The sequence below is a fragment of the Gordonia malaquae genome, assembly GCF_037148075.1.
In the GTDB taxonomy this organism is placed as follows: domain Bacteria; phylum Actinomycetota; class Actinomycetes; order Mycobacteriales; family Mycobacteriaceae; genus Gordonia; species Gordonia malaquae.
In genome coordinates this window covers 16,343-40,056 of sequence record NZ_JBBCUB010000002.1, presented here as the reverse complement: position 1 = coordinate 40,056, position 23,714 = coordinate 16,343, and the positions used below count along the sequence as shown (strand labels likewise).

Genomic DNA, 23,714 nt, shown 5'->3' with positions numbered 1-23,714 from the left:
CGACAGACTCGCCGAACGCCACCAACCGAGGCACGGATCAGACGTCGCCGCCCCTTCCGGGCCCGCGGAACACAGACGGCGGCGAACCCACGGCTTTTGTGAACGCCGCGGTGAACGAGGCGGGCGAGGAGTATCCCAACCGAGCCGACACTTCGGTGACGGTCTCGGTGACCAGCATCGGGAGGGCCGCCAGGAGACGAGCCCGAGTGCGCCACACTGCAGCGCTGACGCCCGTCTGCTCGCGGAACCTGCGGTCGAACGTGCGTGTGCTCAGCGACACCGTCGCTGCCCAATCGCCTGTGCTCACGCCGACGTCCGGCTTCGCGATGTAGGCGCGGCACAGCCTGCGGAGCGGTTCACATTCCGGGAGCACGACGTCGAACGGCGACGGCGCGAGAACGCTTATCTCGTGCAGCATCAAAGCGATGAGCGTCGAGTCGCGTTCGGACCGAGGACTGTCCAGGGTCAGACGACTGACCGCCCCGAGGATCTCGCGGAGCAGCGGTTCCACCTCGATCACCATGCACGACGCGGGCCACCACGGCACCGCGCCGGGGTCGATGTACACACTCCACGTCGACACGCCGTGCATGTGCACTCGATGTGGAGTGCTGGGCGGGATGAGAACGGCGCGTTCGGCCGGAACGATCCACCGGCCGTCGTCGGTCTCGACGTCCATCACCCCGGTCGATCCGTACAACAACTGCGCCCGACGGTGGCTGTGCCGCGGAAGAACGGCATCCGAGCCGTAGTCGGTCCCGACTGGGAGCACGTCGATCGGCAGGTCTTCGTAGTCGTCGATCGTCAGCCTGGACACGACTCCGATGCTAGTGGCCGACACTCGAAGATGATTGGCGCACTATCGATTGCCCGCCTTGAGTCTCGTCGACTGAAGTGGAGACATGACAACAGTCGCACTCTTGATCATCGGCGCCACGGTGGGTGTCACCACGGTTCTCTTCGGATTCGGAGGCGGATTCGTGACCGTTCCCGTGATCACCATTGTCGACGCCTCTTTCGGTGGTGACGCGATCCGGATTGCGACAGCGACATCAGCGCTGGTGATGCTCGTGAACGCAGCGGTGGCGACGGCATCCACGAATCGCCGTGTGCTCGCAGGGTTGGGAGGTAGGGCCGGGCTGTTCGGACTGCTCGCCCTCGGCGGAGCCGCGGGCGCGTGGGCCGGCCGACTCGCACCGGACTCGTTGATCACCTGGGGCTTCGTCGCATACGTCGCCGCGACGGTTCTCGATCTGGTGGTCCGACCGGGTTTCGTGCGCACCCCGCGGGCGTCCGCACTCGGAGACACCGGGACAGACGGCATGTCGACGTGGACGGGCGTCCCGATTGGAACTGTCGCCGCATTCTTGGGCGTCGGCGGGAGCGTCATGACAGTCCCACTCCTGCGACGAGCCGGGTCGACGATGTCCGACGCCGCCGCCCTGGCCAATCCGCTCACCCTCGCGATCGTCGTTCCTGCGCTCGTCGTGTCGCTCTCCGAACGATCCGTTGCAACTCCGGCGCCGGGCCTTGTTGGATCGGTTGACGTCGGGGCCGCCGCCGCGCTCCTCGCGGCGTCGATCCCGGTCGTCGTCGTCCTTCGACGCCGACCGCCTCGGATTCCCGATCGTCTCCACGCGATGGTCTACATCGCACTGTTGGTCGCTGCCGGCGGGGTCGTCGCGACCGTGCACTGACCGTGCTTCCCGCCGTCGGCCATGATGGACTCATGACGACACGTACCGGAACGGTTCCCGGCGACATCGACCTGTGCTTCGAGGAGTTCGGCGATGCGACGGACCCTGCGGTCCTGCTGATCATGGGCCTGGGTGCCCAGATGGTGCACTGGCGGACGGAGTTCTGCGAGAAGATCGCCGCCGCCGGATACCACGTGATCCGGTTCGACAATCGCGACTCGGGGCTGTCCGACAAGCTCGACGGGGTGCACTCCGGCGGCGCTCCACTGCCGATCAAACTGCTGCAGTTCTTCGTCGGAATACCGGTCTCGGGGTCCGCCTACACGCTCACGGACATGGCCGATGACGCACGCCGCGTCCTCGATCACCTTGCCATCGACCGTGCTCACATCGTCGGAGCGTCGATGGGCGGCATGATCGCGCAGGTCTTCGCCGCCGATCACCCCGACCGCACACTGTCGGCGACGGTCATCATGTCGAGCAACAATCGCCCGTTCCTTCCGCCGCCCGGTCCCCGCCAGATGCTGGCGCTGATCTCCCCTCCCCCGAAAGACGCAACACGCGAACAGCTCATCGAGCGCAGCGCCCGAATGTACGGGATCATCGGGAGCCCGGTCTTCCCCGCACCGATTGACGTCGCCATCGCCAATGTCACCGAGTACATCGAACGCTGCTACTACCCGATGGGCTTCGCCCGCCAGTTCGCCGCGATTCTGGGGTCGGGCCGCCTCGACGGGCACAACCGTCGGACGACCGCACGAACACTGGTCCTCCACGGCACCCACGACAAGCTGATGCGACCGTCCGGTGCGCGGGCGGTCGCGACGACGGTGCCCGACGGTCGACTCATCATGGTCGACGGCATGGCCCACGACCTGCCGGAACCGCTGTGGGATCAGATCGTCGGCGAGTTGACGGCGCACTTCGCGAACTGACCGCGCCTGTTCAGCCTGCGCGCAACTGCACTGCCCTCAGCGCGACGTACAGTTCGGCGGACTGCGCCGGATCGGTGGTGTCTCGACCAGTCAGGTCGCTGATCTTTCGCAGCCGGTAACGCACCGTGTTCCGATGGCAGAAGAGGGTGTCGGCGACCCTCGTGGCCGATCCGCCGCAGCGGAACCACGCGTCGAGGACGGCGAGCAGGTCGGCGCGCTCGGTGTCGGACAGACCGAGGACCGGTCCGAGGATCTGCGCGGCGGCCACGTCGCCTGCCGCGGTGTCGGATGCCAGCAGGTGGGCGATAGGGTCGTCGCCGAACCGTGTCACGCCTCTGCTCGCCGCGCCCGCAGCGCTGCGTGCCTCAGTGAGCGCGGACACGATCGACATCGGGGACGTGAACAGCGTGCCGATCCCGACCCGCCCGCCGGTCGTGGCGCCCACGTGGTCGGCGGCCCGGTACGCGTCATCGGCGGTCGGTGCGATGACGAGGCCCACCACTGAGTCGACGTGCATGTCCCATGCCGACTGCACACCGAGCGCCGCCACTCCCCGACGCAGGCTCGCCGGTGTCAACGCCGTCGGGTCGCAGTCGGCGACGACAACACCGAACACTCCGGATTCGGGGAGACCGAGTCCGCGCATCGCCTCCAGAAGTCGAGACGGATGGCCGGAGTGATCGTCGAAGAGCGACCGCACGAGCCGCGCCGCACGCATCTCGTCAGCCCTGGTCAGGTCGATCTCGGTGTCGTGGTAGGCCTGGACGGCAGCATCGGAGTATGTGTCGACGATCTCCCACAGGTCGGCGGCGACTCCGCTCAACTCGACGTCGCCGGGACCGTCGGCGAGTTCGGTGATCCGGTCCCAGAGCGCTCGTCCGCCGAGGCGAAACGCCCGCAGCAGCGAGGAGATCGGGATGCCGAGTTCGGCTTTGAGCCGACCGGCGGCGTGTGCGGGACGCAGGTCGATCCGCGAACGATCCGCCAGCGCCTCGACCATCGCGTGCAAGTTGCCGACGCACGCCTCACGCAATTGCTCGGCCGTCAGCATCGTCGCCTCGGAGTAGTACGAATCGGACGCCACGATCGCACTGATCAACGAATCGACCACCGTGTCGTCGCCGGCACGCACCTCGACGGCCACTCGTTCGGCCAGGTTCCGAGCCTCGGGTGCGATCAACACAGAAGTCATGGATGCGAGCCTAGCCCCTCGTGGTGACGCGCACCACGACCAGTTTGTGCGTACGCACAACCTGGGGCGCCGAAACAGCGGCGTCGGCACATATCCTCGCTGCTTCCGCACATGGTCGAATGGACGCACACTGCGCCGAGCCCGAAGATCACGGCGCACCTCACCGAGACGGAGCACCCGTGGCATCCACGACCGCCGACCAGTCCATCGCCGCCGTCGACCGAGCGATCGTCGACCTCACCGAGGGCGAACGCCGTTGGGCCGCACTGTCGCTCACCGAGCGGGCCGACCTGCTCGACACGGTGCGCGACCTCACCGTCGCTCATGCGGGCGAATGGGTCGACGCCGCGATCACGATCAAGAAGCTCGATCCGACGTCTCCGCTCGTCGGCGAGGAGTGGATGTCGGGGCCGTACGCGTTCGCCGGTGGCCTCGGCGTGGTCGCCCAGTCGCTGCGCGCACTCGCCGCAGGCGACAGCCCCCTGGCGGGCGCCACGTTCGGTGAGGCGTCGGGGCACACCACCGTGCAGGCGATGCCCGCGGGCCTGAACGACATGCTTCTGCTCAGCGGATTCTCCGCTCAGGTATGGCTTCAAGAAGGCGTGACCCGAGCCGATGCTCTCCGCGACGCCGGGCTCGCGCAGCATCACCCGGAGCAGACCGGCGGTGTCGGAGTGGTCCTCGGCGCGGGCAACATCATGTCGATCGCGCCCCTCGACACTCTCTACGAACTCGTCGCGTTCAATCGTGTCGTCGCACTCAAGCTGAATCCGGTCACCGACGCACTGCTGCCGACGTTCCAGACCGTCTTCGCTCCGCTGATCGAACTCGGCGCGGTCCGGATCCTCACCGGTGGCGCCGACGTCGGCAAGCTGCTCGTCGAGCACACCGGTGTCGCCCACGTGCACATGACGGGCAGCGCGATCACGCACGACGCCATCGTGTGGGGCGCCGGACCGGACGCCGCAGAACGCAAGAAGTCGGGCACTCCCCTCCTCTCGGTCCCGGTGACGAGTGAACTCGGCGGTGTGTCGCCGACCATCGTCCTTCCCGGCAAGTGGTCGCGCGCGGACATCGAGTTCCAGGCCGCCCACGTCGCCACGCAGCGCCTCCACAACGGCGGGTACAACTGCGTGGCTTCGCAGTCGGTGATCGTGTCCGCCGACTGGCCGCAGCGCGACGAGTTCCTCGCCGCCTTGAAGAAGGCATTCGACACCGCACCGGCTCGACCTGCGTACTACCCGGGCAGCGACAGCCGTGTCGACGGCGCGGTCGCGACCTACCCCGAAGCGGGGCGTTTCGGCCCAGGCGGAGGACGTGTCCTGGTCGAAGGGTTGGCAGCCTCGAAGGACGAACCGCTCTTGACCACCGAGTACTTCGCTCCCGTCCTCGGCGTCGTTGAGCTGCCCGGAGCCGGAGCCGAATTCGCACGCGCCGCAGTCGACGCCGCGAACACCCAGTTCGCCGGGACACTCGGCGTGAATCTGATCGCGCACCCCAAGACGATTCGCGAGCTCGGCGGCACGTTCGACGACCTGATCGCCGAACTGCGGTACGGCACCATCGCCGTCAACGCCTGGACCGGTCTCGGCTTCCTGACGCCCACCGCGACGTGGGGCGCCTTCCCCGGCCACACGATCGACGACGTCCAGAGCGGCATCGGAGTGGTCCACAACGCGTGGCTCATCAATCGCCCGGAGCGCACGGTGATCCGCGGGCCGTTCCGCCCCGCACCGCGATCGGTGATCCACGCCGAGTGGGCGCTGTCACCCAAGCCGCCGTGGTTCGTCGACAACCGTTCGTCGGCGACCACGGGCCGTCTCCTCGCGCAGTTCGCGGGCGCACCGAGCCTCGCCAAGCTGCCCGCCATCGTCGTCTCCGCACTGAAGGGCTGACACGTGAGCATCCCCACGCAGACCGAGTACATCGTCGTCGGAGCGGGTTCGGCAGGCGCAGTCGTCGCCGCGCGTCTCGCCGAACGAGGACGGGAGGTTGTGCTCCTCGAGGCCGGCCCGGAGAAGAAGGACAAGTTCACCGCGATCCCCGCGGCGTTCTCCAAGCTGTTCAAGTCCGACCTGGACTGGAACTACCAGACCGCGGCCCAGCCCGGACTCGGAGGCCGCAGCATCTTCTTCCCTCGCGGGAAGGTTCTCGGTGGGTCGTCGTCGATGAACGCGATGATGTGGGTCCGCGGCTTCGCCGCCGACTACGACGCGTGGGCGCAGGCCGCAGGCGACGAGTGGGGCTACGCGAGTGTGCTCGAGTACTTCAAGCGGATCGAGGCCGTCGAAGGCTCGAACGACCCCGATCACGGACGCAGCGGCCCGCTTCACGTGTCCAAGCAGCGGAGTCCGCGCGAGTACACCAAGATGTTCCTCCAAGCCGTCGAGAAGGCAGGCTATCGGCGCGAGCCGGCGAACACGGCGTCACCCGAGGGCTTCACCGAGACGATGGTCAACCAGCATCGCGGCGCTCGCTGGAGCACCTCGGAGGCGTACCTCGATCCGGCGCGCAGCCGCAAGAACCTGACGATCGTCACCGGTGCGCTCGCCCGCAAGGTGGTGTTGGACGGGACCCGCGCCGTGGGAGTCGAGGTGAGCCACGGCGGACGCACACAGACGATTCGCGCGTCACGCGAGGTGATCCTGAGCGGAGGAGCGATCAACTCCCCGCAGTTGCTGATGCTGTCCGGCATCGGCGCTGCAGACCAGTTGAGTCCCCTCGGTCTGGGCGTCGTCGTCGACGCGCCCGAAGTGGGCGCGAACCTCTCCGACCATCTCGTCTCGATGTTCGGCTATCGGGTCCCGTCCGGCACTCTCGCCGATGCGGAGAAGCCTCTTCAGCTCATCAACTACCTGGCTCGACGACGCGGGATGCTCACGTCGAACGTCGCCGAGGCGTACGGGTTCTTCCGGTCACGCGATGATCTGGAACTGCCCGATCTCGAGATGATCTACGCTCCCGCGCCGTTCTACGACGAGGGCATCGGCGAACCTGATGGGCACGGCCTGGTCGCGGGCCCGATCCTGGTCGCGCCGAAGAGCCGCGGGACGGTTACCCTGACATCCGCCGATCCGACGGCCAAGGTGCTCGTGGACCCCAAGTATCTGTCCGACCCCGACGGCGCCGACCGTGCCGCGATGCTTCAGGGCCTGCGCGTGGCCCACACGATTCTGCACACCGAACCGATGCGCAGTGTGATCGGAGACATGGCCCGCCCCAGACGTGCGGCGTCGACGCTCGACGAGACTGTTGCGATCGCGTTGGAGCAGAACTCGCACACGCTCTATCACCCCACCGGAACATGTCGGATGGGGTCGGACGAGCGCAGCGTCGTCGCACCCGATCTGACGGTCCGCGGAGTCACCGGGCTGCGTGTCGCGGACGCGTCCGTAATGCCCACGATCGTCCGCGGCCACACTCACGCGCCGTCGGTTGTGATCGGTGAGCGGGCCGCGGACCTCATCACTGAGTGACAGGCGTCGAAGCGGCTATCAGCGCCGTAGGCCGTGCTTGCGGGCGATGATCGACGACACGATCCCGACGGGCATGAGCCGCTTGAGCAGGAAGACGACCGGAGCGTTCGACCCGACCGCGTAGAACTCACGCGGCGGGTCGGCTTCGATCGCTTTGACGATCACCTCCGCGACCTTGACCGGTGAGATTCCGCCCTTCTCGTTCGCATCGAGATGGGTAATCATCGTGTCGACATCGGCCTTGTACACCGAGTCTTCCGCGGTGTACTTGGTGCGCCGTTCGCCGATCCCTGTCGCGATCGATCCCGGCTCGACGTGCGCCACCCACACGCCGAACGGCGACAGTTCTTGGCGTGCTGACGCGGCGAAACCCTTCAACGCCGCCTTCGCCGCAACATATGAGCCGCGGAACCCCAGCGGAAAACTCGCGAGCATGGACCCGACGGTGATGACGCGACCGTATCCACGCGCCCGCATTCCCGGGAGGAGCTTCTGGGTCAGCTGGACGACTCCGAACACGTTCGTCTGGAACAGGCGATCCACCGCGTCGGCGGGCAGTTCCTCCAACGCGCCCGACTGGCTCTCCCCCGCGTTGTGTACCACGATGTCCACGTCGCCGACGGCATCGGCGCACGCCGCGATCGAGTCGCGGTCTGCGAGGTCGAGGGCGACGTACTCAACGCCGGCCAACCTCTTGTCCGCTGGAATCGTCGCAGGATTGCGCGACGTTCCCAGGACTCGATACCCGCGCGCCGCAAGCAGGCGGGCCACCTCGAGTCCGATTCCCGACGACGCTCCCGTCACCAGTGCCGTTCGGGTAGTGCTGTTCGTCATGCGTCTCCTCCAGTGATTCGGGCTGCAGCCCGTCCTGCTGCGCGTCCGGAGAAGATGCAACCACCCAGAAAAGTGCCTTCGAGTGCGTTGTACCCGTGGACGCCGCCTCCGCCGAAACCGGCGACCTCACCCGCAGCGTACAGACCGGGGATCGGCGCGCCGTCGTCTCCCAGCACTCGGGAGTCGAGGTCGGTGTTCAGGCCGCCGAGCGTCTTGCGGGACAGGATGTTCAGGCGCACCGCGATGAGTGGGCCATGCGCCGGGTCGAGGAGTCGGTGCGGCGACGCGACCCGAACCACCTTGTCGCCGAGGTAGTTCCGCGCGCCCCGGATCAGGTGGAGCTGAGCGTCCTTTCCGTACTTGTTCGCCACTTCGCGATCACGGGCCTCTATCTGCTCACGAAGTCTCTCCACCTCGACGGTGCCGCCGCGGGACAGCTCGTTCATGCCCTTCACCAGTTCGTCCAGCGTGTCGGCTACGACAAAATCGACACCCTTCTGCTTGAACGCCTCGACCGGGCCTGGAGCCCCCTTGCTCTTGATGCGGCCGAAAGCGAGCTTGAGATCCTTCTCGGTGATGTCCGGGTTCTGTTCCGACCCGGACAGTGCGAACTCCTTCTCGATGATCGACTCGGTGAGCACGAACCACGAATAGTCGTGGCCCCCCTTGAGGATCGCCGCCATCGTGGCGTTCGTGTCGCATCCGGGGAAGTTGGGCGCGGGCAGTCGTTCGCCGTCGGCGTCGAACCACATCGACGAGGGTCCGGGGATGATCCGGATCGCGTGGTCGGGCCAGATCGGGTCCCAGTTGTGGATACCTTCGGTGTAGGCCCACACCCGATCCCGGTTGACGATGCGTCCACCCGCCTGTTCGGTGATCTCGAGCATTCGGCCGTCGACGTGTGCGGGAACGCCTGCGATGATGTGCTTCGGGAACGGGCCGAGTCGTTCGGTGGGCCAGTACTGCTTCATCAGATCAAAGTTGTGGCCGATGCCGCCGGATGTGACGAGCACGGTCGGCGCCCGGAACTCGAAGGCACCGACGACGTCGCGGCCGGTCGCCACGCCTCGGTCCGCGTCCGTCGCCTCCAGAACACTGCCCGAGACCCCGACGACCGCGCCGTCGTCGGTGATCAGCTCGTCGACGCGGTGACGGAACGCGAAGCGGACGAGGCCGCGGCCTTCTGCCTTCTCGACCGGTTCGCGGAACACTCGGACCACTTCGGGGCCGGTGCCCCACGTGAGGTGAAACCTCGGCACAGAGTTGCCGTGACCGTCTGCGACGGTGCCGCCCCGCTCCGCCCATCCGACCACCGGGGTGAACCGGAGGCCGAGGGCGTGGAGATAGTCGCGCTTCTCATTTTCGGCGAAGTCGAGGTAGGCACGCGCCCACCGCTCCGGCCACTCGTCTTCGTTGCCCGCGCCGAGCCGATCGAACGCCGCCGAGCCCTTCCAGTCCTGCCACGCGAGCGCCGACGAATCTTTGATTCCGAGTCGACGCTGCTCGGGCGAATCGACGAGGAAGAGTCCGCCGAGACTCCAGAACGCCTGGCCGCCGAGATTGTTGCGGTTCTCCTGGTCGAGTATCAGCACACGCCGGCCGGCGAGCGCGAGTTCATGCGCGGCGACGAGGCCGGCGAGGCCCGCCCCCACGACGATCGCGTCCGGTGTGAACCCATTGATGTCCGTCGTACTGCCTGTCACCGCGTGACCTCTCGTCGTCTCCAGTAGACCATCCATAAATAGAACGATGGTTCTTGTTATGCGTATCGTGTCATGTGACGCCGCACACGGTCAATGGTCCACGACGAGAGGACACTCATGGCAAAAGGGGAACAGACACGCGCCCGCACCGTCGCCCGCTTCCTCGAGGCGGGCGCCGAGGTTTTCGCCGAGCGTGGATTCCATGCAGCGACGATGGCCGAGATCTGTTCACGAGCCGGGTTGTCGCGCGGAGCCTTCTACTCGAACTTCGACGGCAAAGAGTCCCTGTTCCTCGCCCTGTTCGAACAGCACGCGGCCGCCCAGCTCGACGCGGTGGCCTCGGCATTCGAGAACGCACCCGACCTCGCCGGCGCGATAGCTGCGGCGGTTCACGCGGCCGTCGCCGACGCGGAGGCCGAGCGCCGATGGTTCCTCATCTCGACCGAGTTCACCATCTACGCCGCACGTAACAGCGACGCGGCACGACTCCTCAACGAACACGACGCTCGGGTCCGCCGTCGTCTCGCGACAACAATCGCCCGATTCACCTCCGGCGACGACTCCGCTGAGCCGACGGACGACGACCTCGCCACAGCGCGATTCACCATCGCCCTCTACGAAGGCGCCCACCTCGGCGCACTCGTCGACAACAACACCGACCGGGCACGCCTCACCCTGCTGGAGTTTCTACCGATGGCGATTCAGCGCTCCCGCACCGATCAGGAATGAAGAAGCGCTGGTCGAAACGTCGCCCTACGCTGAATCCATGACCGAGAACAGTTCTTCAACAATCGACTTCCGCGCTGTCGTGGAACAGGTCGGCGACCGAAAACTCCTCCGCTTGCCCGCAGACGCCAGCGCCGGACTACCGTCCCGAGGCCAGGTCGCAGTCGTCGGCACGCTCGCCGGCCGAGAGTTCACCACAGTTGTCGAGCCAGACGGCAAGCGAGGCCACTGGCTCAACCTGGACCACACGGAGCTGCCCGCGGGCGACGCGGTCGACGCCAGCCTGAGCCCGACGAAGTCGTGGCCGGAGCCCGATATCCCCTCCGACTTCCAAGACGCGCTCGACCATGCCCCCGATACCGGCGAACTGTGGTCCACGATCACGCCGATGGCTCGCTGGGAGTGGATTCGCTGGGTTCAGGCGACGAAGAGCCCCAGCACTCGAGCGCGCCGGGTCGACGTCGGGATCTCAAAACTCCGCGACGGCAAGCGCCGACCGTGCTGCTTCGACCTCGCGTCGTGCACCGACCCCGAGGTCGCCAAGAGCGGCGTCCTCATCGACTGACACCAGACCCACTCGACCGATCGCAAAATATTAATGAGACTTGGTTCAATAATTGCAAGACACCACGGCATGCCCTCCACCACGTAAGACCCGATTTCACTTGGATTCCCGCCGATCGAATCTCAATTCGCAAGCGTGTCGACCGACCATTTCTGCGACATTTTGCGATACGATTCGCGACATGAGAATCTCGGCGACGAGCGGCGGCATGCTGCTCGGATATGCGAGGGGCAGCGTTCGGGCGGCCCCGATCGAAGCGCAGATCGACGCGCTCTCCGAGGCCGGCGTCGTGCCCGCACGCATCTACAGCGATGACCGCCGCACCTCCGATGGCAGCTACGAACGTCCCGGTTGGACAGCCCTTCTGGACTACGCCCGATCGGGCGACACCGCAGTGGTCGTCGGAATCGACCGGCTCGGCCGGACCGTGCCCGAGATGCTGGCGAGCGCTCGAGATCTCTCCGACCGGGAGATCGGTCTGCTGTCGATCCGCGAAGGAATCGACACCTCGGATCCCGCAGGGTCGATGATCGTCGGCGTCCTCGCTTCCCTCGCGTCGTTGGACGAGGAGTCACGGCCCTCCGGCCGTCGGCGAGGCTCACACAGAGCAGAGGTCGCAGTCGGCCGACCACGGGCACTCGACGACAGCCAAATCGCAACCGCCGAGCGCATGCGCGCCGACGGACTCTCCGTCCCCGCCATCGCGGAGGCCCTCGGCGTGAGCCGAGCGACGCTCTACCGCGCGCTCGCCGAGCGGAGGTCCGTCCGGTGATGTCATCCACTCCGGAGTACCCCGAACTCGACATCGTCACCCCATACGGGATCGTCACCCGGCTACCGACGTCGTTTCCGATCATCGACCCAGAACTCGACGGGCACCTCGACCCGTGCCTGTTCCAGGCGGGGTTCGACGACGCCAACATGCGCCTCGCCGCATTCCCGGCGTCGTGGGCCAAACATCACGCATCGACCGTTCTCGACACCGAACCCGCAGTCGACGACGACGAACCGAGCTACACGCGTGGCTACCGAGCAGCGCTGTACGGGTATCTCAAGCACTCATAGAGGCGTTCTAGAACGCAGCCAGGCCCTTGCCGATCACGTTCGCTCCGAGGACCACGAACAACACGGTCATGATCGTGGCGTTGTTGGCCGTCAGCCAACTGCGGATCCCGGCCAACACTTGTGACGCCCGTTGCGGAGCGACGGTGGCGAGGACGACTGGCACCAACACCGTCGTCGCCGCGACTGCGCTGAACGTGGCGATCGCGACCGCGGTGGAACCGCTATCGAGTCCCGCGTCGCCGATGACGGCGCCGGCCGCAGCAGCGACTAGGAGGTTCTTCGGATTCAGCGCCGCCAGGGCTAGGCCGAGCCCCATGGCTGCGGGCGCTCGCATCCCGTCGATTCTCGACATCCAGGCCGGAAGTTCCTCCGCGACTCCCGGCGCGGGTCGACTGCGCCACTGCCGGACGCCCAGCAGGGCCAGAGTCACGCCCATCGCCAGCAGCGTTCCGCCGAGAATCGGCTGCGGCCCGGCCGTCTCGGTTGACACGACACTCGCCAGGAGCATGGTGATCGTCGTCGCGGCGACGATCCCGACGATCCAGCCGAGCAGAAACGACCAACTGAGTCGACCCGCACGTGGTGTCATCAGCATCAGGATGACTGCGATGATCGGAATCGGGCTGACTGCGATTGCGACAGCACTGGTGAGCGTCGCACCGATTGCCTCCAACACGACAACCCCGTTCAGGGGCGAGTGATGGTCGGAAACGTCCAGGATCCGTCGAGGATCTCTTGACGCGGCCGATACACCCTGACGAGGTAATTCCACCCCTGGGTGAGCGGCAGATGATTCGCGGCCGACGGGTTGCCGCCGAAGCGGACCGTGATCGAGCCGTCCGCGTCCCGGACCCCCGTCACACTGTTCACCGTGTACGCGCCGACGTCGTTGGGCTCGAAGAAGCCGTCCGCGTTGTAGAGCGAGATCGACCAGAATCCGTCAACCGGGACCTCGCCGACAGTGAGCGTGTATTCCCCGACCGGCAGGTTCGGCTCCACATTGGTGTAACGGGCCTCCGATGCGGGCAGCCCGCCCCAGCCCAGAGCCGTTCCGAGCAGATGGTGGATCGGATCGACTTCTTCGCGGCGGCCGAAGCACTTCTCGAGCCCGTGCAACCCGCGCGCAAGTACGAGGACTGCGTCCCGAGTCTGCGTGAACGACTCGTGATCGAATGAGGTCGGAGCGAACTGGCGCCCGACGACCGAATGCACCGCGAGCTCGCTCTGCAACCGGTTGACCTCGGCGACGTCGGCCGGATCCTCGGGATCGACCAGAATGCGCGCGCCAGCGCAGACGAAATCGCTGCCGAGGTCCTCAGCGGTCAGCTCGTAGGTTCCGGGCTCGTGAATCACCTTGTTGACGTAGTGATCCTGGTTCACGAACATGACGGAGACGTACCTGTCTCCAACGTCGGGGATGGTGACGGACGCACCTTCGGAGACGTCGATGATCGCGGCGCTGTACAGAGTGTCACGATTCATCCGGATCACGGTCTGCGCGTCGATCGGGGTGGGGACGCGGTAGTGGTTCCAGATATTCGATGAGCCCGCGGACGCAGCGATCCCGGCGAACATCCGGTCGCTTTCCGCTCGTACGAAGTTCTCAAAAGTCACGGTTGAGACAGACGATGTCATATTGGCTATTATGACCCGAGCCCGAGACCGCCACACCATCTATTGTGGATGATTTCTCCGACCCGTTCGCCGATTTCTCAGAGCCTCATTCGGGCAGCTTCGCGTCGACCCGACACGCCGAGCTTGCGGTAGATCGATCGCAGGTGCGTGCGGATCGTGCTCACCGACACGAACAGTTCGGCGGCTATCTCGTTCGCAGTCATCGGCGTGCGCAGGTAGTGGAGGACTTCCCGTTCCCGGTCGGACAGGGCTGCACCGAGAAGACTCGTCGACGCGGCTTGGAGTTCAGCCAAGCGAGCGGCTATGGACTCCCCATGGTGCGTCCCGCCGGCCAAATGGGCGGCGAGCAGGGCGACGAGGTCCGGATCCGACAGTCCTGCACCCGGGGTGATCCCCTCCCGTGCGCCGATGTCGAGAGCGTCCTCCAGGTGTCGTCGGGCAACGTCGACCTCCTGCGCCCGGTAAGCGACGAGGGCCGCTGTCGTCTCGGCTGCAGCGGTCACGTACGAGATGACGCGGTCAGATGCAGTGAGTCCGGCGAGGAGGCGAACGGCGAGTCCGTCAGCGGACAGCCGACGAGCGATGTCTGCGGCAAGCACCCTCACCACCGGTACGTTAGGTGCGTCGGCGAACGACTCGATCAGCTCCAGCGCCTTCGAAGCCTCGCCTCGCGCGGCAGCCAACTGAGCGTGGGCGAGTGCGCGGTAGATATGCCATGGAACTCCATGCGCCTGGGTGTCGCCGATCGCCTCGGTGTAGTTCTCGGCGTCAGCGTACGTGTGGAGTCGACCTGACGCCGCAGCGATGAACACCAGGAACACTCGGCCGAGCGCGGCATAGGACGTGCGGTGGCCACCGTGCGCGATGAGTGCGGTGAATGCTCTCTCGGCTTCGCCCAGCCTGCCGCGCCAGTACTCCCCGTATCCGAATGCGAACAGTCCGATGCCTCCGTCATACGCACCCCAGTCGTCATCAACGTGGTCTGCGGTGATGCGGTCGTCCAGGACCGTGTCAGCATCAGCGAAACGGCCGGCGAAGGTCAGAGCGAAAAGCAGATTGGAAGCCGCCCGGCGTTCGAGCACGGGACACGAGGTCAGGCGGGCTTCGGACAATGCCGTCTGCAACAGGTTCGCGGCGCCGATCGGATCGGTGCGGAGACGGAGGAGAGTCCAACCTACGACGAAGAGCCGGTAACCGTCGACAGTCGAACCGAATACACCGTCCACGAGCAATCGGCGGGCCTGGTCGACGGCGCGTGCGAGTTCGCGATGGTCATCGAGGACGAACAGCTGGACGAACGTGTATGTCACGAGGAACGACGGGTCACCACCGCCCGCAGTGGCAGCAGCTCTCGCCAGTATCCGCGCGCCTTCCTGATCCCCGATCAGATCAAGACAGCATGCCCTAATTGCGAGGATCTCTGGATGTTCGAGTTGCTGTGCCGTCAGCGCCGCACAACTCTCGAGGAGGGCACGCGCGCCCGACTCGACGAGAATCCTGACCCATGTCGCCCGCATGATCGACAACGCCAGTTCGTCGTCTGCACGGACAGCGTGCCGCAACGCCTCTTCCGGATGCCCTGCAGTCAGTTCGTGCGCGGCCTTCTGATGAAGTCGCGCCGCCTGAACCGGATCGATGCGCTCGAGGATTCGGCGACACGCGTCCGCGAAGACTTCGTTCCATCGGTAAGCGGCAGCACTGGAGGCCGCGGACACCCGGACTAGAGGCAGTCCTTCTCTGCGACATCGATCGAACATATCGGCGGCGTCTTTGCGCCCGGTCAGAGCGGCTGCGAGTCTCGTGCTCAGGGCAGTGCAGGTCGTCGTCTCGAGCACGAACGCACGCAGGTCCGGTGCCAGACCCCCAAGAACGCTGACCTCGACGAAGTCGACGAAGAGCGCGTCGGATCCGGATTGGCCGCGCGCTTCAGAAGCCAGACTCAGGTGCACCGCGATAGGCCACCCTCCCGCCGCTTCCGTGGCTCGCTCAGCGTCCGCGTGGCCCATGGGGTGTCCGAGGCGAGCGGCCGTCGCCTTCACCTCGTCGACGTTCATCGCGAGATCCCCCGCGTCGACGAGAACGGCCGAATCCAGTGCGATCTGTTCGACGAACCACGCGGAGACCTCAGGCCGTCCAGCGACTGCGAACCGGACCCGCCTCCCGGTCGCATTGCTCAGCGCCTCGACGATCTCGCCGAGAATCGGCCCTGCGTGGTGCGCGTCATCGATGATCAGCACCAGGCCGTCAGGAATACCGGCCACGGCTTGTGCGATCCGGTCGTACAGGCTGCGAACGGGCCGGCCGGGTGCAACCTGCTGATCGATGGAGGCGAGCACACCGAGCAAGATCGACTCCTCGTCGTCTCTATCGTGGCGAGTCAGTGTGAGCCAGGCGGACGGGACGGCGAACTCCGTCGCGAAGTCCCGCAGAAGCGCGGTCTTCCCGTAGCCTGCCGGGGCCGCTAGGACAACGATTCCGGACGCACTGAAATGCGAGGTGAGACGGTGCACCAGCCGCTGGGGTGCGGACAGACTCGCGTTCGACGGCGGTGGAGCGATCAGAAACCAGCGGGAACGATCCCGAGGGGGAGGCGTTGTCTCGCTGTCCATTGCGACGAGGTTATCAGCGGTACGCAGTCGGACTCCGCCGGTAGCCGAGTCACGATGAACGCACGTGGGCCGTGCGATCCCTGAACACCGATCTGCGAGTTCACCCGAACGACCTAATCCATGGTGAACGATTTTTCGTCTCAGAGTCGTCCGCGGCAGGCGATCTCCGGCAGTCTCGAGTACTGAAGAACTCACGCGGCGGACCTTCGCCGCCCGACTACAAAGGATCGGTCATGAAACAGGTTCACCGCCGACTCGCCGTTGCCGTCATCGCCGCAAGCTTCAGCATCCCACTGCTCGCCGGATGCTCTGGGGACGACGACTCACCGACCTCCGAAGAGAACGTCACCGCAGCATGCACTGCACTCAGCGAACTGAAATCCACCCTCGACAGCGCATCCTCCGACATGAAGACCGCCACCACGGTCGGCGAACTGCGGACGATTCGCGAAAGCATCGTCGCGGCTTACGACAAAGCAGACGCAGCTGTTGAGGATGTTGCCGACGACCAGGCGAATGCCCTGACTGACGCCTGGACCACCTTCACCAAGAACGCATCAGCGGTTGGCGACGACGCGTCGTTGGCGCAAGCCCGCGACACCATGGTTGCCGAGGCACAGTCGTTTGCGCGCACTCGAGACGAGGTTCAGGCCGAGCTCAGCTGCCAATAGCTCATCGCGCGAGCGGCTTCGACCAGCTCAGGCCGCTCGATGTCGCGGCTTCAGGATCACCACCGGGATGTCGCGGTCGGTTCGCTGCTGGTAGCCGTCGTAGCCTGGATTGGCTTTGACGATCGTCGGCCACAGCGCGGCCTTCTCGGCGCTGTCGGCGTGGTGTGCGGTCCACTCGGTCGTCACATCGTCGACGGTCACCTCGACGTCCGGCTGTGCCACCAGGTTCTTGAACCAGTCCGGGTGGTCGGAGTGCCCGCCTTTCGACGCGACGACGACGATGCGATCCGGCTCGTAGACGGGCGCGGTCAGCATCGTCGATCGACGTTGCCCCGACTTCCGTCCGACGGTGTGCAGTTCGAGCGTCTGCATTCCCAGCATCTTCTTCGGGAAGCGGCCGCCGGTGACGGTGAGCAGTGTGCGATGCCCGTTCTCGAGGATCCAGGCTCCGGCCGAGGCTGTCATGTCATGCAGGTTCATGGATCTATTGTGCACCGCCGGTCACAGTCAAGCATTCTGCGCGGACCGACGGGAATGCACTCGACCACGCCCGCGGCCGCGTTGTGCTTGTGGACCGCATGTTCTCACTCGTCAGGGGTTCCTCAATGACACAGACCGTATCGACGCCAGACCGCTTCGCCTCCGATTGGGAGGAGTGGCACGATTCGCGCGAGCGCACCCTCAAAGATCCGCTCGGTTGGTTGTCGATCAATCGACTCGAATGGCTGGACTCGGAGGCTCAGCGATTCGAAGGGTTGCCCGGCACCTGGTGGACGGACGGCGAGACTGCTCATGTGACCGCGTCCGATCACGAGACTTTCGCCGACCAGACCTTCACCCTGCACCCGACAGGTGCAGGCGAGGTCGTTGAACTCGCCGGGGTACATGTCGAGGTCGCCCGGCGAGGCGCGGGCTACTTGATCCGCATTCACGACCCGGAGGCGTCCACGCTCGCGGCGTTCCGCGGTGTCCCGGCGTTCGAGCCGGATGCCGCGTGGCAGATCACTGGACGATTCGAACCGTACAGCGCGCCTCGAGACATCGCCGTGGGCGCCGTCGCCGAAGGGTTGGAGCACGTCTACGTCTCCCCCGGCGACATCGTCCTCGAACGCGACGGCGCAGCACACCGCCTCATCGCGTTCAACGGGCACTCCGGCGGGTTGTCGATCCTCTTCACAGACGCGACGTCGGGTGTGTCGACTTACGCTGCCAACCGCAGTCTCGCGATCGACGCCTCCGATGACGTGATTCAGGACGGCGGCGATGTGCTGCTCGACTTCAACCGCGCGACGAACCTTCCGTGCGCGTTCATCGACTTCGCGACGTGCCCACTCCCACCCGCAGGCAACACCCTTCCGTTCGCAGTGACCGCGGGAGAGAAGACGCCGTACGAACGGAACTGACCCGCGACGATATCGTGCTGGGCGTGGCCCATCTCCTGTTCTCCTACGGAACTCTTCGCCTGCCCGCCGTCCAGTCGTCCCTGTACGGCGGGCCGGTCCCGACTGTCGACGATCGTCTCCTCGGATTCCGCCTCGAGTGGGTGCAGATCACCGATCCCGAGGTCGTGGCGACAAGCGGATCGGATCGCCATCCGATCCTGGTCAGGAGCGGCCCGGAGGACGCAGTCGACGGGTCGTGTCTGACGTTGACCGACGACGATCTGATCGCGACCGACGACTACGAGGTCGACGACTACCGTCGGATCGAGGCCGACCTGGCGTCGGGTCGTCGAGCATGGGTCTACGTGTCCGCGGACACCGACGATTGAGTTGATCCGCTGGTCCCGTCGGCAGGCGTCCAACGACGCAGTAGCGGCATGACACCCCGCCGGACGACGCCCGACAAGAACAGTACGAACAGCGAGTAGTACCCCACCGACGGCGCGGCCAGAGCGAGAGCACCTGCGCCGAGGAACAGGATCGCTGTGGCGACGCTGTCGGCAACTCCGCTGCGCACCTCGTCGCCGCGGAGGTCATGCAGGTCCGGGCACCGCCCCAGGTACACGCGGACGGCCATCCACATCACGGCTGTGGCGAGCATGCTGCCGATGTACACCACCACTGCGCCCGACGAACCGTTCGCAGCCCGCCCGGTGAGAGCTGTCGCGACCGGCAGCCACACGATCGTGAGCAGCCAGCCGATGCTCAGCCACAGGAGCGGCGCCGAGACGTGTTCGACGTGCGAGAACACCCGGTGATGCCCGAGCCAGAACGAACCGATGAGCGCGAAGCTGATCAGGAACGTGATGACCTGCCCGTCGTGCTCTCTGAACCAGTCCCAGACAGCAGAGTGGTCCCCGATCTCGGACGCCGATTCCATGAGCGGCAGGATCAGCAGCGTCATCGCGATCGCGATCACCGCATCGATGAACGCCTTCGCCCGCTCTGCAGGGAGAAGTTGAACGATCGCGGGTTCGGCGTCAGGCCTCTCATCCATTCCGCTCACGGTAGCCGCGACAACCCCGCCCGACCACCGGAGAACCGAGTTCGAGCCCAGAAAATGCAAGAAGACTCCTTCCGATTTCTCGGAAGGAGTCTTCTTTGTTCGGTCGGGCTGACAGGACTTGAACCTGCGACCCCCTGACCCCCAGTCAGGTGCGCTACCAAGCTGCGCCACAGCCCGTCCACTTCCCTGAGGAAGCGAGACTTACCTTAGCCCACTCGGCCGCTAGTCGACGAATCGCCTGGTCGGAGGGCCTGCAGGGCACCGAAACTGATCAAGCCCTGGCCAATCACGTAGGTCGCCATCGCGAGTGAGTCGAACCAGCCGGGCGAGGTCTCGGGCAGGAACAGGAGCAGTGCCAGCAACGAATCGCTCGTCAAGAACAGCGCAGCTCCGATGGCGATCGTCCGGTTGCATCGAGACGCGGTGGCCGCCGTCGCCTGGAGCACCAGCCCGTACGCACCAACGCCGAGAAAGAGCGCCCCGGCGCGCAGGCCCACGACGGCGACCATGACGACCCACCAGACCACGTACACGAGCGCCCACCGCGGCATCGGGCCGATCGCCAGGATCCGAACGAACAGCACGATGTAAGCGACGTGTGCAGCGGCGAAGAACAGCAGCATGAACGGCAACTCGTCGCCGTCGGGCACCACCGCCCCGACGCTGTCGCCGAACCAGGAGAACAGCAGGGCCGCACCGATGAGCACGATCGCTCGACGCTCGGCGTCCCGAGCCGCCGCGATCACCGGTATCGCCAACAACGGCATCAACAGCAGCTTGGTCGGCCCAGCGATCGTGCCCTGAGCAGCAAGTGACCCGACGTGCACGACTGCCACAACAACATACGGAAGCCAGAGCGCGACGTCTCGCGCCTTCGGTGTCATGCGCCCATGCTAGGGCGGACACCTCGTCTCACATTCACCGGATCGCCGGGATCGGCATGAAAATCATGCCATCGTCCGACGCGGGTCGTCACTTGCGGCGCTGTTCTCGCTTGTCGCGGACTCGCACGTTCACGCGTACCGGCGATCCGTCGAATCCGAACTCCTCGCGGAGACGGCGCTCGATGAACCGGCGGTAGCCGGCCTCGAGGAAGCCGCTCGTGAACAAGACGAAGGTCGGAGGCCGTGTCGCGGCCTGCGTCGCGAACATGACACGAGGCTGGCGTCCACCACGAACCGGCGGCGGCGTGGCCGCGATGACGTCCTTGAGCCAGCTGTTGAGGCGACCGGTCGACACGCGCCGGTCCCACGACTCCAAGGCGCCTTCGAGCGCGGGGACGAGCTTCTGGACGCTTCGGCCGGTGTGCGCCGAGATGTTGACTCGTCGCGCCCACGGGACGCGGGCGAGTTCCCGGTCGATCTCCTTGTCGAGTTCGTACCGACGGTCCTCGTCCACGAGGTCCCACTTGTTGAAGACGACCACGAGCGCACGGCCGGTCTCGACGACCAACGACAGGATGCGGAGATCCTGCTCGGTGATCGGCTGGCCGGCGTCGATCAGCAGCAGCGCGACCTCGGCCGACTCCAACGCAGCGCGAGTGCGCAGCGACGCGTAGTACTCGTGACCGGTTGCCGTGTGCACCTTGCGGCGCAGACCGGCGGTGTCGACGAAATGCCACGGCTTGCCGTCGAGTTCGATCATCTCGTCGACGGGGTCGACCGTGGTGCCTGCGACGTTGTCGACCACGGACCGCTCCTCGCCCGCGAGGCGATTGAGGAGCGAGCTCTTGCCGACGTTCGGTTTGCCGACCAGTGCCACGCGGCGCGGGCCGCCCGGCGCGAACCGCTCGCGCGGCTTCTCCGGCAGTTTCTGCAGGATCAGGTCGAGCAGTTCTGCGGTGCCGCGTCCGTGCGCTGCGGAGATCGTGTGCGGTTCGCCGAGGCCAAGCGACCACAGGACGGCTGCGTCGGCCTCGGCGCGTTCACTGTCGACCTTGTTCGCGGCCAGGATCACCGGGGCTTTGGCACGACGGAGCACACGCGCGACGGCCTCGTCGCTCGCCGTCGCGCCGACAGTCGCGTCCACGACCACAACGATCAGGTCGGCAGTGCGCATCGCCAATTCTGCCTGCGCCGCGATCGACTGGCCCATCCCCTTCGCGTCGGGCTCCCACCCGCCGGTGTCGGTGACCATGAACGGCGTCCCGGTCCACTCGGCCCGGTACGACACCCGGTCGCGAGTGACGCCGGGAACGTCCTCGACGACGGCCTCGCGGCGTCCGAGGATGCGGTTGACCAGAGTCGACTTGCCGACGTTGGGGCGGCCGACCACGGCGACCACGGGAAGTGCCGGAGCCTCGTTGAAGACGTTCTCGCTCAGGAACTCCCCGAGCTCCCAGTCCGATTCGCTCTCCCACGTGCCGTCGCCCGCGGTGTCGGGCGCCTCGAGGGCGTTCGTGTAGTCGTCAGTCATCGGTGTTCTCCGATCCGCTCGGAAACGAGCTCGGTGAGCCGGTCGAGGACCTGCTCCAAAGTCATGTCACTGGTGTCGACGAGAACCGCGTCGTCCGCGGCGCGCAGCGGTGACGCCGCGCGTGTCGAGTCCAGATGGTCACGTCGGTTGACGCTGTCGAGCACCTCGTCGAGGACGCTCTCGCGGCCTGCCGCGATGTTCTGGCGGTGCCTGCGTTCGGCACGCGCCTCAGGGGTGGCGGTGAGGAACACCTTCAACGCCGCGGTCGGGAACACGACGGTCCCGATGTCGCGTCCTTCGACGACGAGCAGCGCCGAATCCGCGTGGTCACGCTGCAGGTCGACGAGCCTTTCCCGCACGTCGGCGTTGGCCGACACCGCGGACACGTCCGCGGTCACGGTGTCGGTGCGGATCTCGGCCGAGACGTCGTCGCCGTCGAGCGTGACGACGGTCGTGCCGTCCTCCCCCGGAGCGAGCCTGATGTCCGCGGCGGCGACCACACTCGCGACGTCGTCCGAATCAGGGGCGACATCGGCACGCTGGACGGCGAGGGTCGCCGCACGGTACATGGCGCCGGTGTCCAGATAGTGGGCGCCGACGCGGTCGGCGAGACGCCGTGCGACGGTCGACTTGCCGGTTCCGGCGGGTCCGTCGATGGCCACGACCGACATCACAGGCCCACCGCCTTGTACAGCGCGCCGATCTCCTTGCTGTCGAGCGCACGGAGACTGCCCGGCCGCTGCGTGCCAAGATTCACTGCGCCGATGTCGGTGCGGACCAGGCGGATCACCGGGTGGCCGACGGCGTCCATCATGCGTCGGACGACGTGCTTGCGGCCTTCGTGCAACGTGAGGCGGATCAGGGACTCACCCTGGTAGAGCTCCATCTGCGTGTAGGAGTCGACCTTGACCGGGCCGTCCTCGAGGTCAACGCCCTCCCGCAGGCGGCGACCGAGACCACGGCCCACCTCTCCGCGTACTGTCGCCATGTACGTCTTGGGAACCTCGAACGACGGGTGCATGAGTCGGTGTGCGAGCTCACCGTCGTTGGTCAGGAGGATGAGACCTTCGGTCTCGGCGTCAAGGCGCCCGACGTGGAACAGCCGCTGCCCGGACATGACGCGTTCAGCGACGAGGTCGCCGATGCACGGCCGCCCCTGATCGTCGCTCATCGTCGACTGCCAGCCCTTGGGCTTGTTGAGTGCGAGATACTGCTTCGTCTCGTCGATGACCACACGCGCGCCGTCGACCTTGATGATCGCCGTGTTCGGATCGATGCGGAGGCCCTGCTCAAGCACGATCTCGCCGTCGACCTCGACTCGACCTGCAGCGATCATCTCCTCCGCGCCGCGCCGCGATGCGACGCCTGCTGCGGCGAGGACCTTCTGGAGGCGCATGCCGTCGGCGATGTACGTGGCGCCGTCACCGTCGACGACGGGCTTCTGCGTACGAGCCGGGCGTGAATTGTTGAACCGGATCTTGCCGATCTCGGCGTTCGGGCGTGAGCCCTTGCGGTGCTGCTTGCGGGTGCCCTGACCGCCTCGGCCCTGGGCCGCTGCGCCGCCCTTGCCCTGGCCTGACGCGGACTTGCCGCCGGTCTTCTTACCCGTCGGCTTCTGGCCGCGAGAGTCGCCGGCGCGGGAACGTCCCGCACCTTCTCCTCGTCCCGGTCTGCCGTCTCGGCTAGCGGATGCCATGAGTGAATCCTTCGATTGCTGGTGTGCAGTTGTGTATGACGCGAACG

24 protein-coding genes and 1 tRNA gene are annotated in these 23,714 nt (G+C 66.2%); 11 read left to right on the top strand and 14 right to left on the bottom strand.

What is annotated here, in order from left to right; translation table 11 throughout:
* Positions 1–37 precede the first annotated feature (37 nt).
* A complete protein-coding gene (locus WFK36_RS07305) occupies positions 38–817 on the bottom strand; it encodes an AraC family transcriptional regulator (protein WP_336791088.1) in 780 nt (259 codons plus the stop codon).
* Positions 818–902: 85 nt separating this feature from the next.
* On the opposite strand from WFK36_RS07305, the gene WFK36_RS07300 reads away from it, so the two are divergent.
* Positions 903–1,697, top strand: a complete 795-nt coding sequence (locus WFK36_RS07300; RefSeq protein ID WP_336791086.1) for a TSUP family transporter — start codon at positions 903–905, stop codon at positions 1,695–1,697.
* A 32-nt stretch (positions 1,698–1,729) separates the two neighbouring features.
* Positions 1,730–2,632: an alpha/beta fold hydrolase gene (locus WFK36_RS07295; protein ID WP_336791084.1), complete on the top strand. Its 903-nt coding sequence runs from the start codon at positions 1,730–1,732 to the stop codon at positions 2,630–2,632.
* A 10-nt stretch (positions 2,633–2,642) separates the two neighbouring features.
* On the opposite strand, the gene WFK36_RS07290 is transcribed toward WFK36_RS07295, so the two are convergent.
* Positions 2,643–3,824 carry a PucR family transcriptional regulator gene (locus WFK36_RS07290; RefSeq protein ID WP_336791082.1) on the bottom strand — a complete coding sequence of 394 codons (1,182 nt, stop codon included), beginning with the start codon at positions 3,822–3,824 and terminating at the stop codon, positions 2,643–2,645.
* A gap of 179 nt (positions 3,825–4,003) precedes the next feature.
* On the opposite strand from WFK36_RS07290, the gene WFK36_RS07285 reads away from it, so the two are divergent.
* Positions 4,004–5,719 carry an aldehyde dehydrogenase family protein gene (locus WFK36_RS07285; protein WP_336791080.1) on the top strand — a complete coding sequence of 572 codons (1,716 nt, stop codon included), beginning with the start codon at positions 4,004–4,006 and terminating at the stop codon, positions 5,717–5,719.
* 3 nt (positions 5,720–5,722) lie between these two features.
* Positions 5,723–7,300, top strand: coding sequence for a GMC family oxidoreductase (locus WFK36_RS07280; RefSeq protein WP_336791078.1), 1,578 nt, complete (start codon positions 5,723–5,725; stop codon positions 7,298–7,300).
* Between the two features lie 18 nt (positions 7,301–7,318).
* Here the strand turns inward: WFK36_RS07280 and WFK36_RS07275 are convergent, their stop codons facing one another.
* Together WFK36_RS07275 and WFK36_RS07270 are read right to left on the bottom strand one after the other, a co-directional pair.
* The gene (locus tag WFK36_RS07275; RefSeq protein WP_336791076.1) at positions 7,319–8,134 is read right to left on the bottom strand and encodes an SDR family oxidoreductase; all 816 of its coding nucleotides are present in this window, start codon (positions 8,132–8,134) and stop codon (positions 7,319–7,321) included.
* A complete protein-coding gene (locus WFK36_RS07270; protein ID WP_419717473.1) occupies positions 8,131–9,873 on the bottom strand; it encodes an FAD-binding dehydrogenase in 1,743 nt (580 codons plus the stop codon). The genes WFK36_RS07275 and WFK36_RS07270 overlap by 4 nt, the downstream gene beginning before the upstream one ends.
* 81 nt (positions 9,874–9,954) lie before the next feature.
* On the opposite strand from WFK36_RS07270, the gene WFK36_RS07265 reads away from it, so the two are divergent.
* From WFK36_RS07265 to WFK36_RS07250, 4 genes are all read left to right on the top strand, one after another.
* On the top strand, positions 9,955–10,566 hold the full coding sequence (locus tag WFK36_RS07265; protein WP_336791072.1) for a TetR/AcrR family transcriptional regulator: 612 nt from the start codon (positions 9,955–9,957) through the stop codon (positions 10,564–10,566).
* Between the two features lie 37 nt (positions 10,567–10,603).
* A complete protein-coding gene (locus tag WFK36_RS07260) occupies positions 10,604–11,128 on the top strand; it encodes a YdeI/OmpD-associated family protein (RefSeq protein WP_336791070.1) in 525 nt (174 codons plus the stop codon).
* A 208-nt stretch (positions 11,129–11,336) separates the two neighbouring features.
* Entirely contained in the window at positions 11,337–11,900 is a 564-nt protein-coding gene (locus tag WFK36_RS07255; RefSeq protein ID WP_336791904.1) for a recombinase family protein, read from the top strand.
* Entirely contained in the window at positions 11,900–12,193 is a 294-nt protein-coding gene (locus WFK36_RS07250) for a hypothetical protein (RefSeq protein ID WP_336791903.1), read from the top strand. Before WFK36_RS07255 ends, WFK36_RS07250 begins: the two co-directional genes overlap by 1 nt.
* Before the next feature lie 7 nt (positions 12,194–12,200).
* Here the strand turns inward: WFK36_RS07250 and WFK36_RS07245 are convergent, their stop codons facing one another.
* From WFK36_RS07245 to WFK36_RS07235, 3 genes are all read right to left on the bottom strand, one after another.
* Positions 12,201–12,869, bottom strand: a complete 669-nt coding sequence (locus tag WFK36_RS07245) for a GAP family protein (RefSeq protein ID WP_336791068.1) — start codon at positions 12,867–12,869, stop codon at positions 12,201–12,203.
* A gap of 11 nt (positions 12,870–12,880) precedes the next feature.
* A complete protein-coding gene (locus tag WFK36_RS07240) occupies positions 12,881–13,828 on the bottom strand; it encodes a DUF1214 domain-containing protein (RefSeq protein ID WP_336791066.1) in 948 nt (315 codons plus the stop codon).
* A gap of 77 nt (positions 13,829–13,905) precedes the next feature.
* Entirely contained in the window at positions 13,906–16,437 is a 2,532-nt protein-coding gene (locus WFK36_RS07235) for a LuxR C-terminal-related transcriptional regulator (protein WP_336791064.1), read from the bottom strand.
* A gap of 233 nt (positions 16,438–16,670) precedes the next feature.
* Here WFK36_RS07235 and WFK36_RS07230 point away from each other — a divergent pair, with 233 nt between their 5' ends.
* Positions 16,671–17,108: a hypothetical protein gene (locus WFK36_RS07230; protein WP_336791062.1), complete on the top strand. Its 438-nt coding sequence runs from the start codon at positions 16,671–16,673 to the stop codon at positions 17,106–17,108.
* Positions 17,109–17,135: 27 nt separating this feature from the next.
* Here the strand turns inward: WFK36_RS07230 and WFK36_RS07225 are convergent, their stop codons facing one another.
* Complete coding sequence (locus WFK36_RS07225; RefSeq protein ID WP_336791060.1) at positions 17,136–17,588, bottom strand: nitroreductase/quinone reductase family protein; 453 nt, start codon at positions 17,586–17,588, stop codon at positions 17,136–17,138.
* A gap of 125 nt (positions 17,589–17,713) precedes the next feature.
* On the opposite strand from WFK36_RS07225, the gene WFK36_RS07220 reads away from it, so the two are divergent.
* Positions 17,714–18,511: a DUF1684 domain-containing protein gene (locus WFK36_RS07220; protein WP_336791058.1), complete on the top strand. Its 798-nt coding sequence runs from the start codon at positions 17,714–17,716 to the stop codon at positions 18,509–18,511.
* A 23-nt stretch (positions 18,512–18,534) separates the two neighbouring features.
* The gene (locus WFK36_RS07215) at positions 18,535–18,879 is read left to right on the top strand and encodes a gamma-glutamylcyclotransferase family protein (RefSeq protein WP_419717472.1); all 345 of its coding nucleotides are present in this window, start codon (positions 18,535–18,537) and stop codon (positions 18,877–18,879) included.
* Here WFK36_RS07215 and WFK36_RS07210 read toward each other — a convergent pair.
* The 6 genes from WFK36_RS07210 to WFK36_RS07185 all read right to left on the bottom strand — a co-directional run bounded on the left by WFK36_RS07210 (position 18,852) and on the right by WFK36_RS07185 (position 23,667).
* Positions 18,852–19,547: a TMEM175 family protein gene (locus WFK36_RS07210; RefSeq protein ID WP_336791054.1), complete on the bottom strand. Its 696-nt coding sequence runs from the start codon at positions 19,545–19,547 to the stop codon at positions 18,852–18,854. The genes WFK36_RS07215 and WFK36_RS07210 overlap by 28 nt on opposite strands.
* 112 nt (positions 19,548–19,659) lie before the next feature.
* Positions 19,660–19,733 (bottom strand) — tRNA-Pro (locus WFK36_RS07205).
* Positions 19,734–19,762: 29 nt separating this feature from the next.
* Positions 19,763–20,440 carry a lysoplasmalogenase family protein gene (locus tag WFK36_RS07200; RefSeq protein WP_336791052.1) on the bottom strand — a complete coding sequence of 226 codons (678 nt, stop codon included), beginning with the start codon at positions 20,438–20,440 and terminating at the stop codon, positions 19,763–19,765.
* Between the two features lie 88 nt (positions 20,441–20,528).
* On the bottom strand, positions 20,529–21,971 hold the full coding sequence (gene der, locus WFK36_RS07195) for a ribosome biogenesis GTPase Der (protein WP_336791050.1): 1,443 nt from the start codon (positions 21,969–21,971) through the stop codon (positions 20,529–20,531).
* Positions 21,968–22,642: a (d)CMP kinase gene (cmk, locus tag WFK36_RS07190; RefSeq protein WP_336791048.1), complete on the bottom strand. Its 675-nt coding sequence runs from the start codon at positions 22,640–22,642 to the stop codon at positions 21,968–21,970. Before cmk ends, der begins: the two co-directional genes overlap by 4 nt.
* Positions 22,642–23,667 carry a pseudouridine synthase gene (locus tag WFK36_RS07185; RefSeq protein WP_336791046.1) on the bottom strand — a complete coding sequence of 342 codons (1,026 nt, stop codon included), beginning with the start codon at positions 23,665–23,667 and terminating at the stop codon, positions 22,642–22,644. Before WFK36_RS07185 ends, cmk begins: the two co-directional genes overlap by 1 nt.
* Between the last annotated feature and the right edge of the window lie 47 nt (positions 23,668–23,714).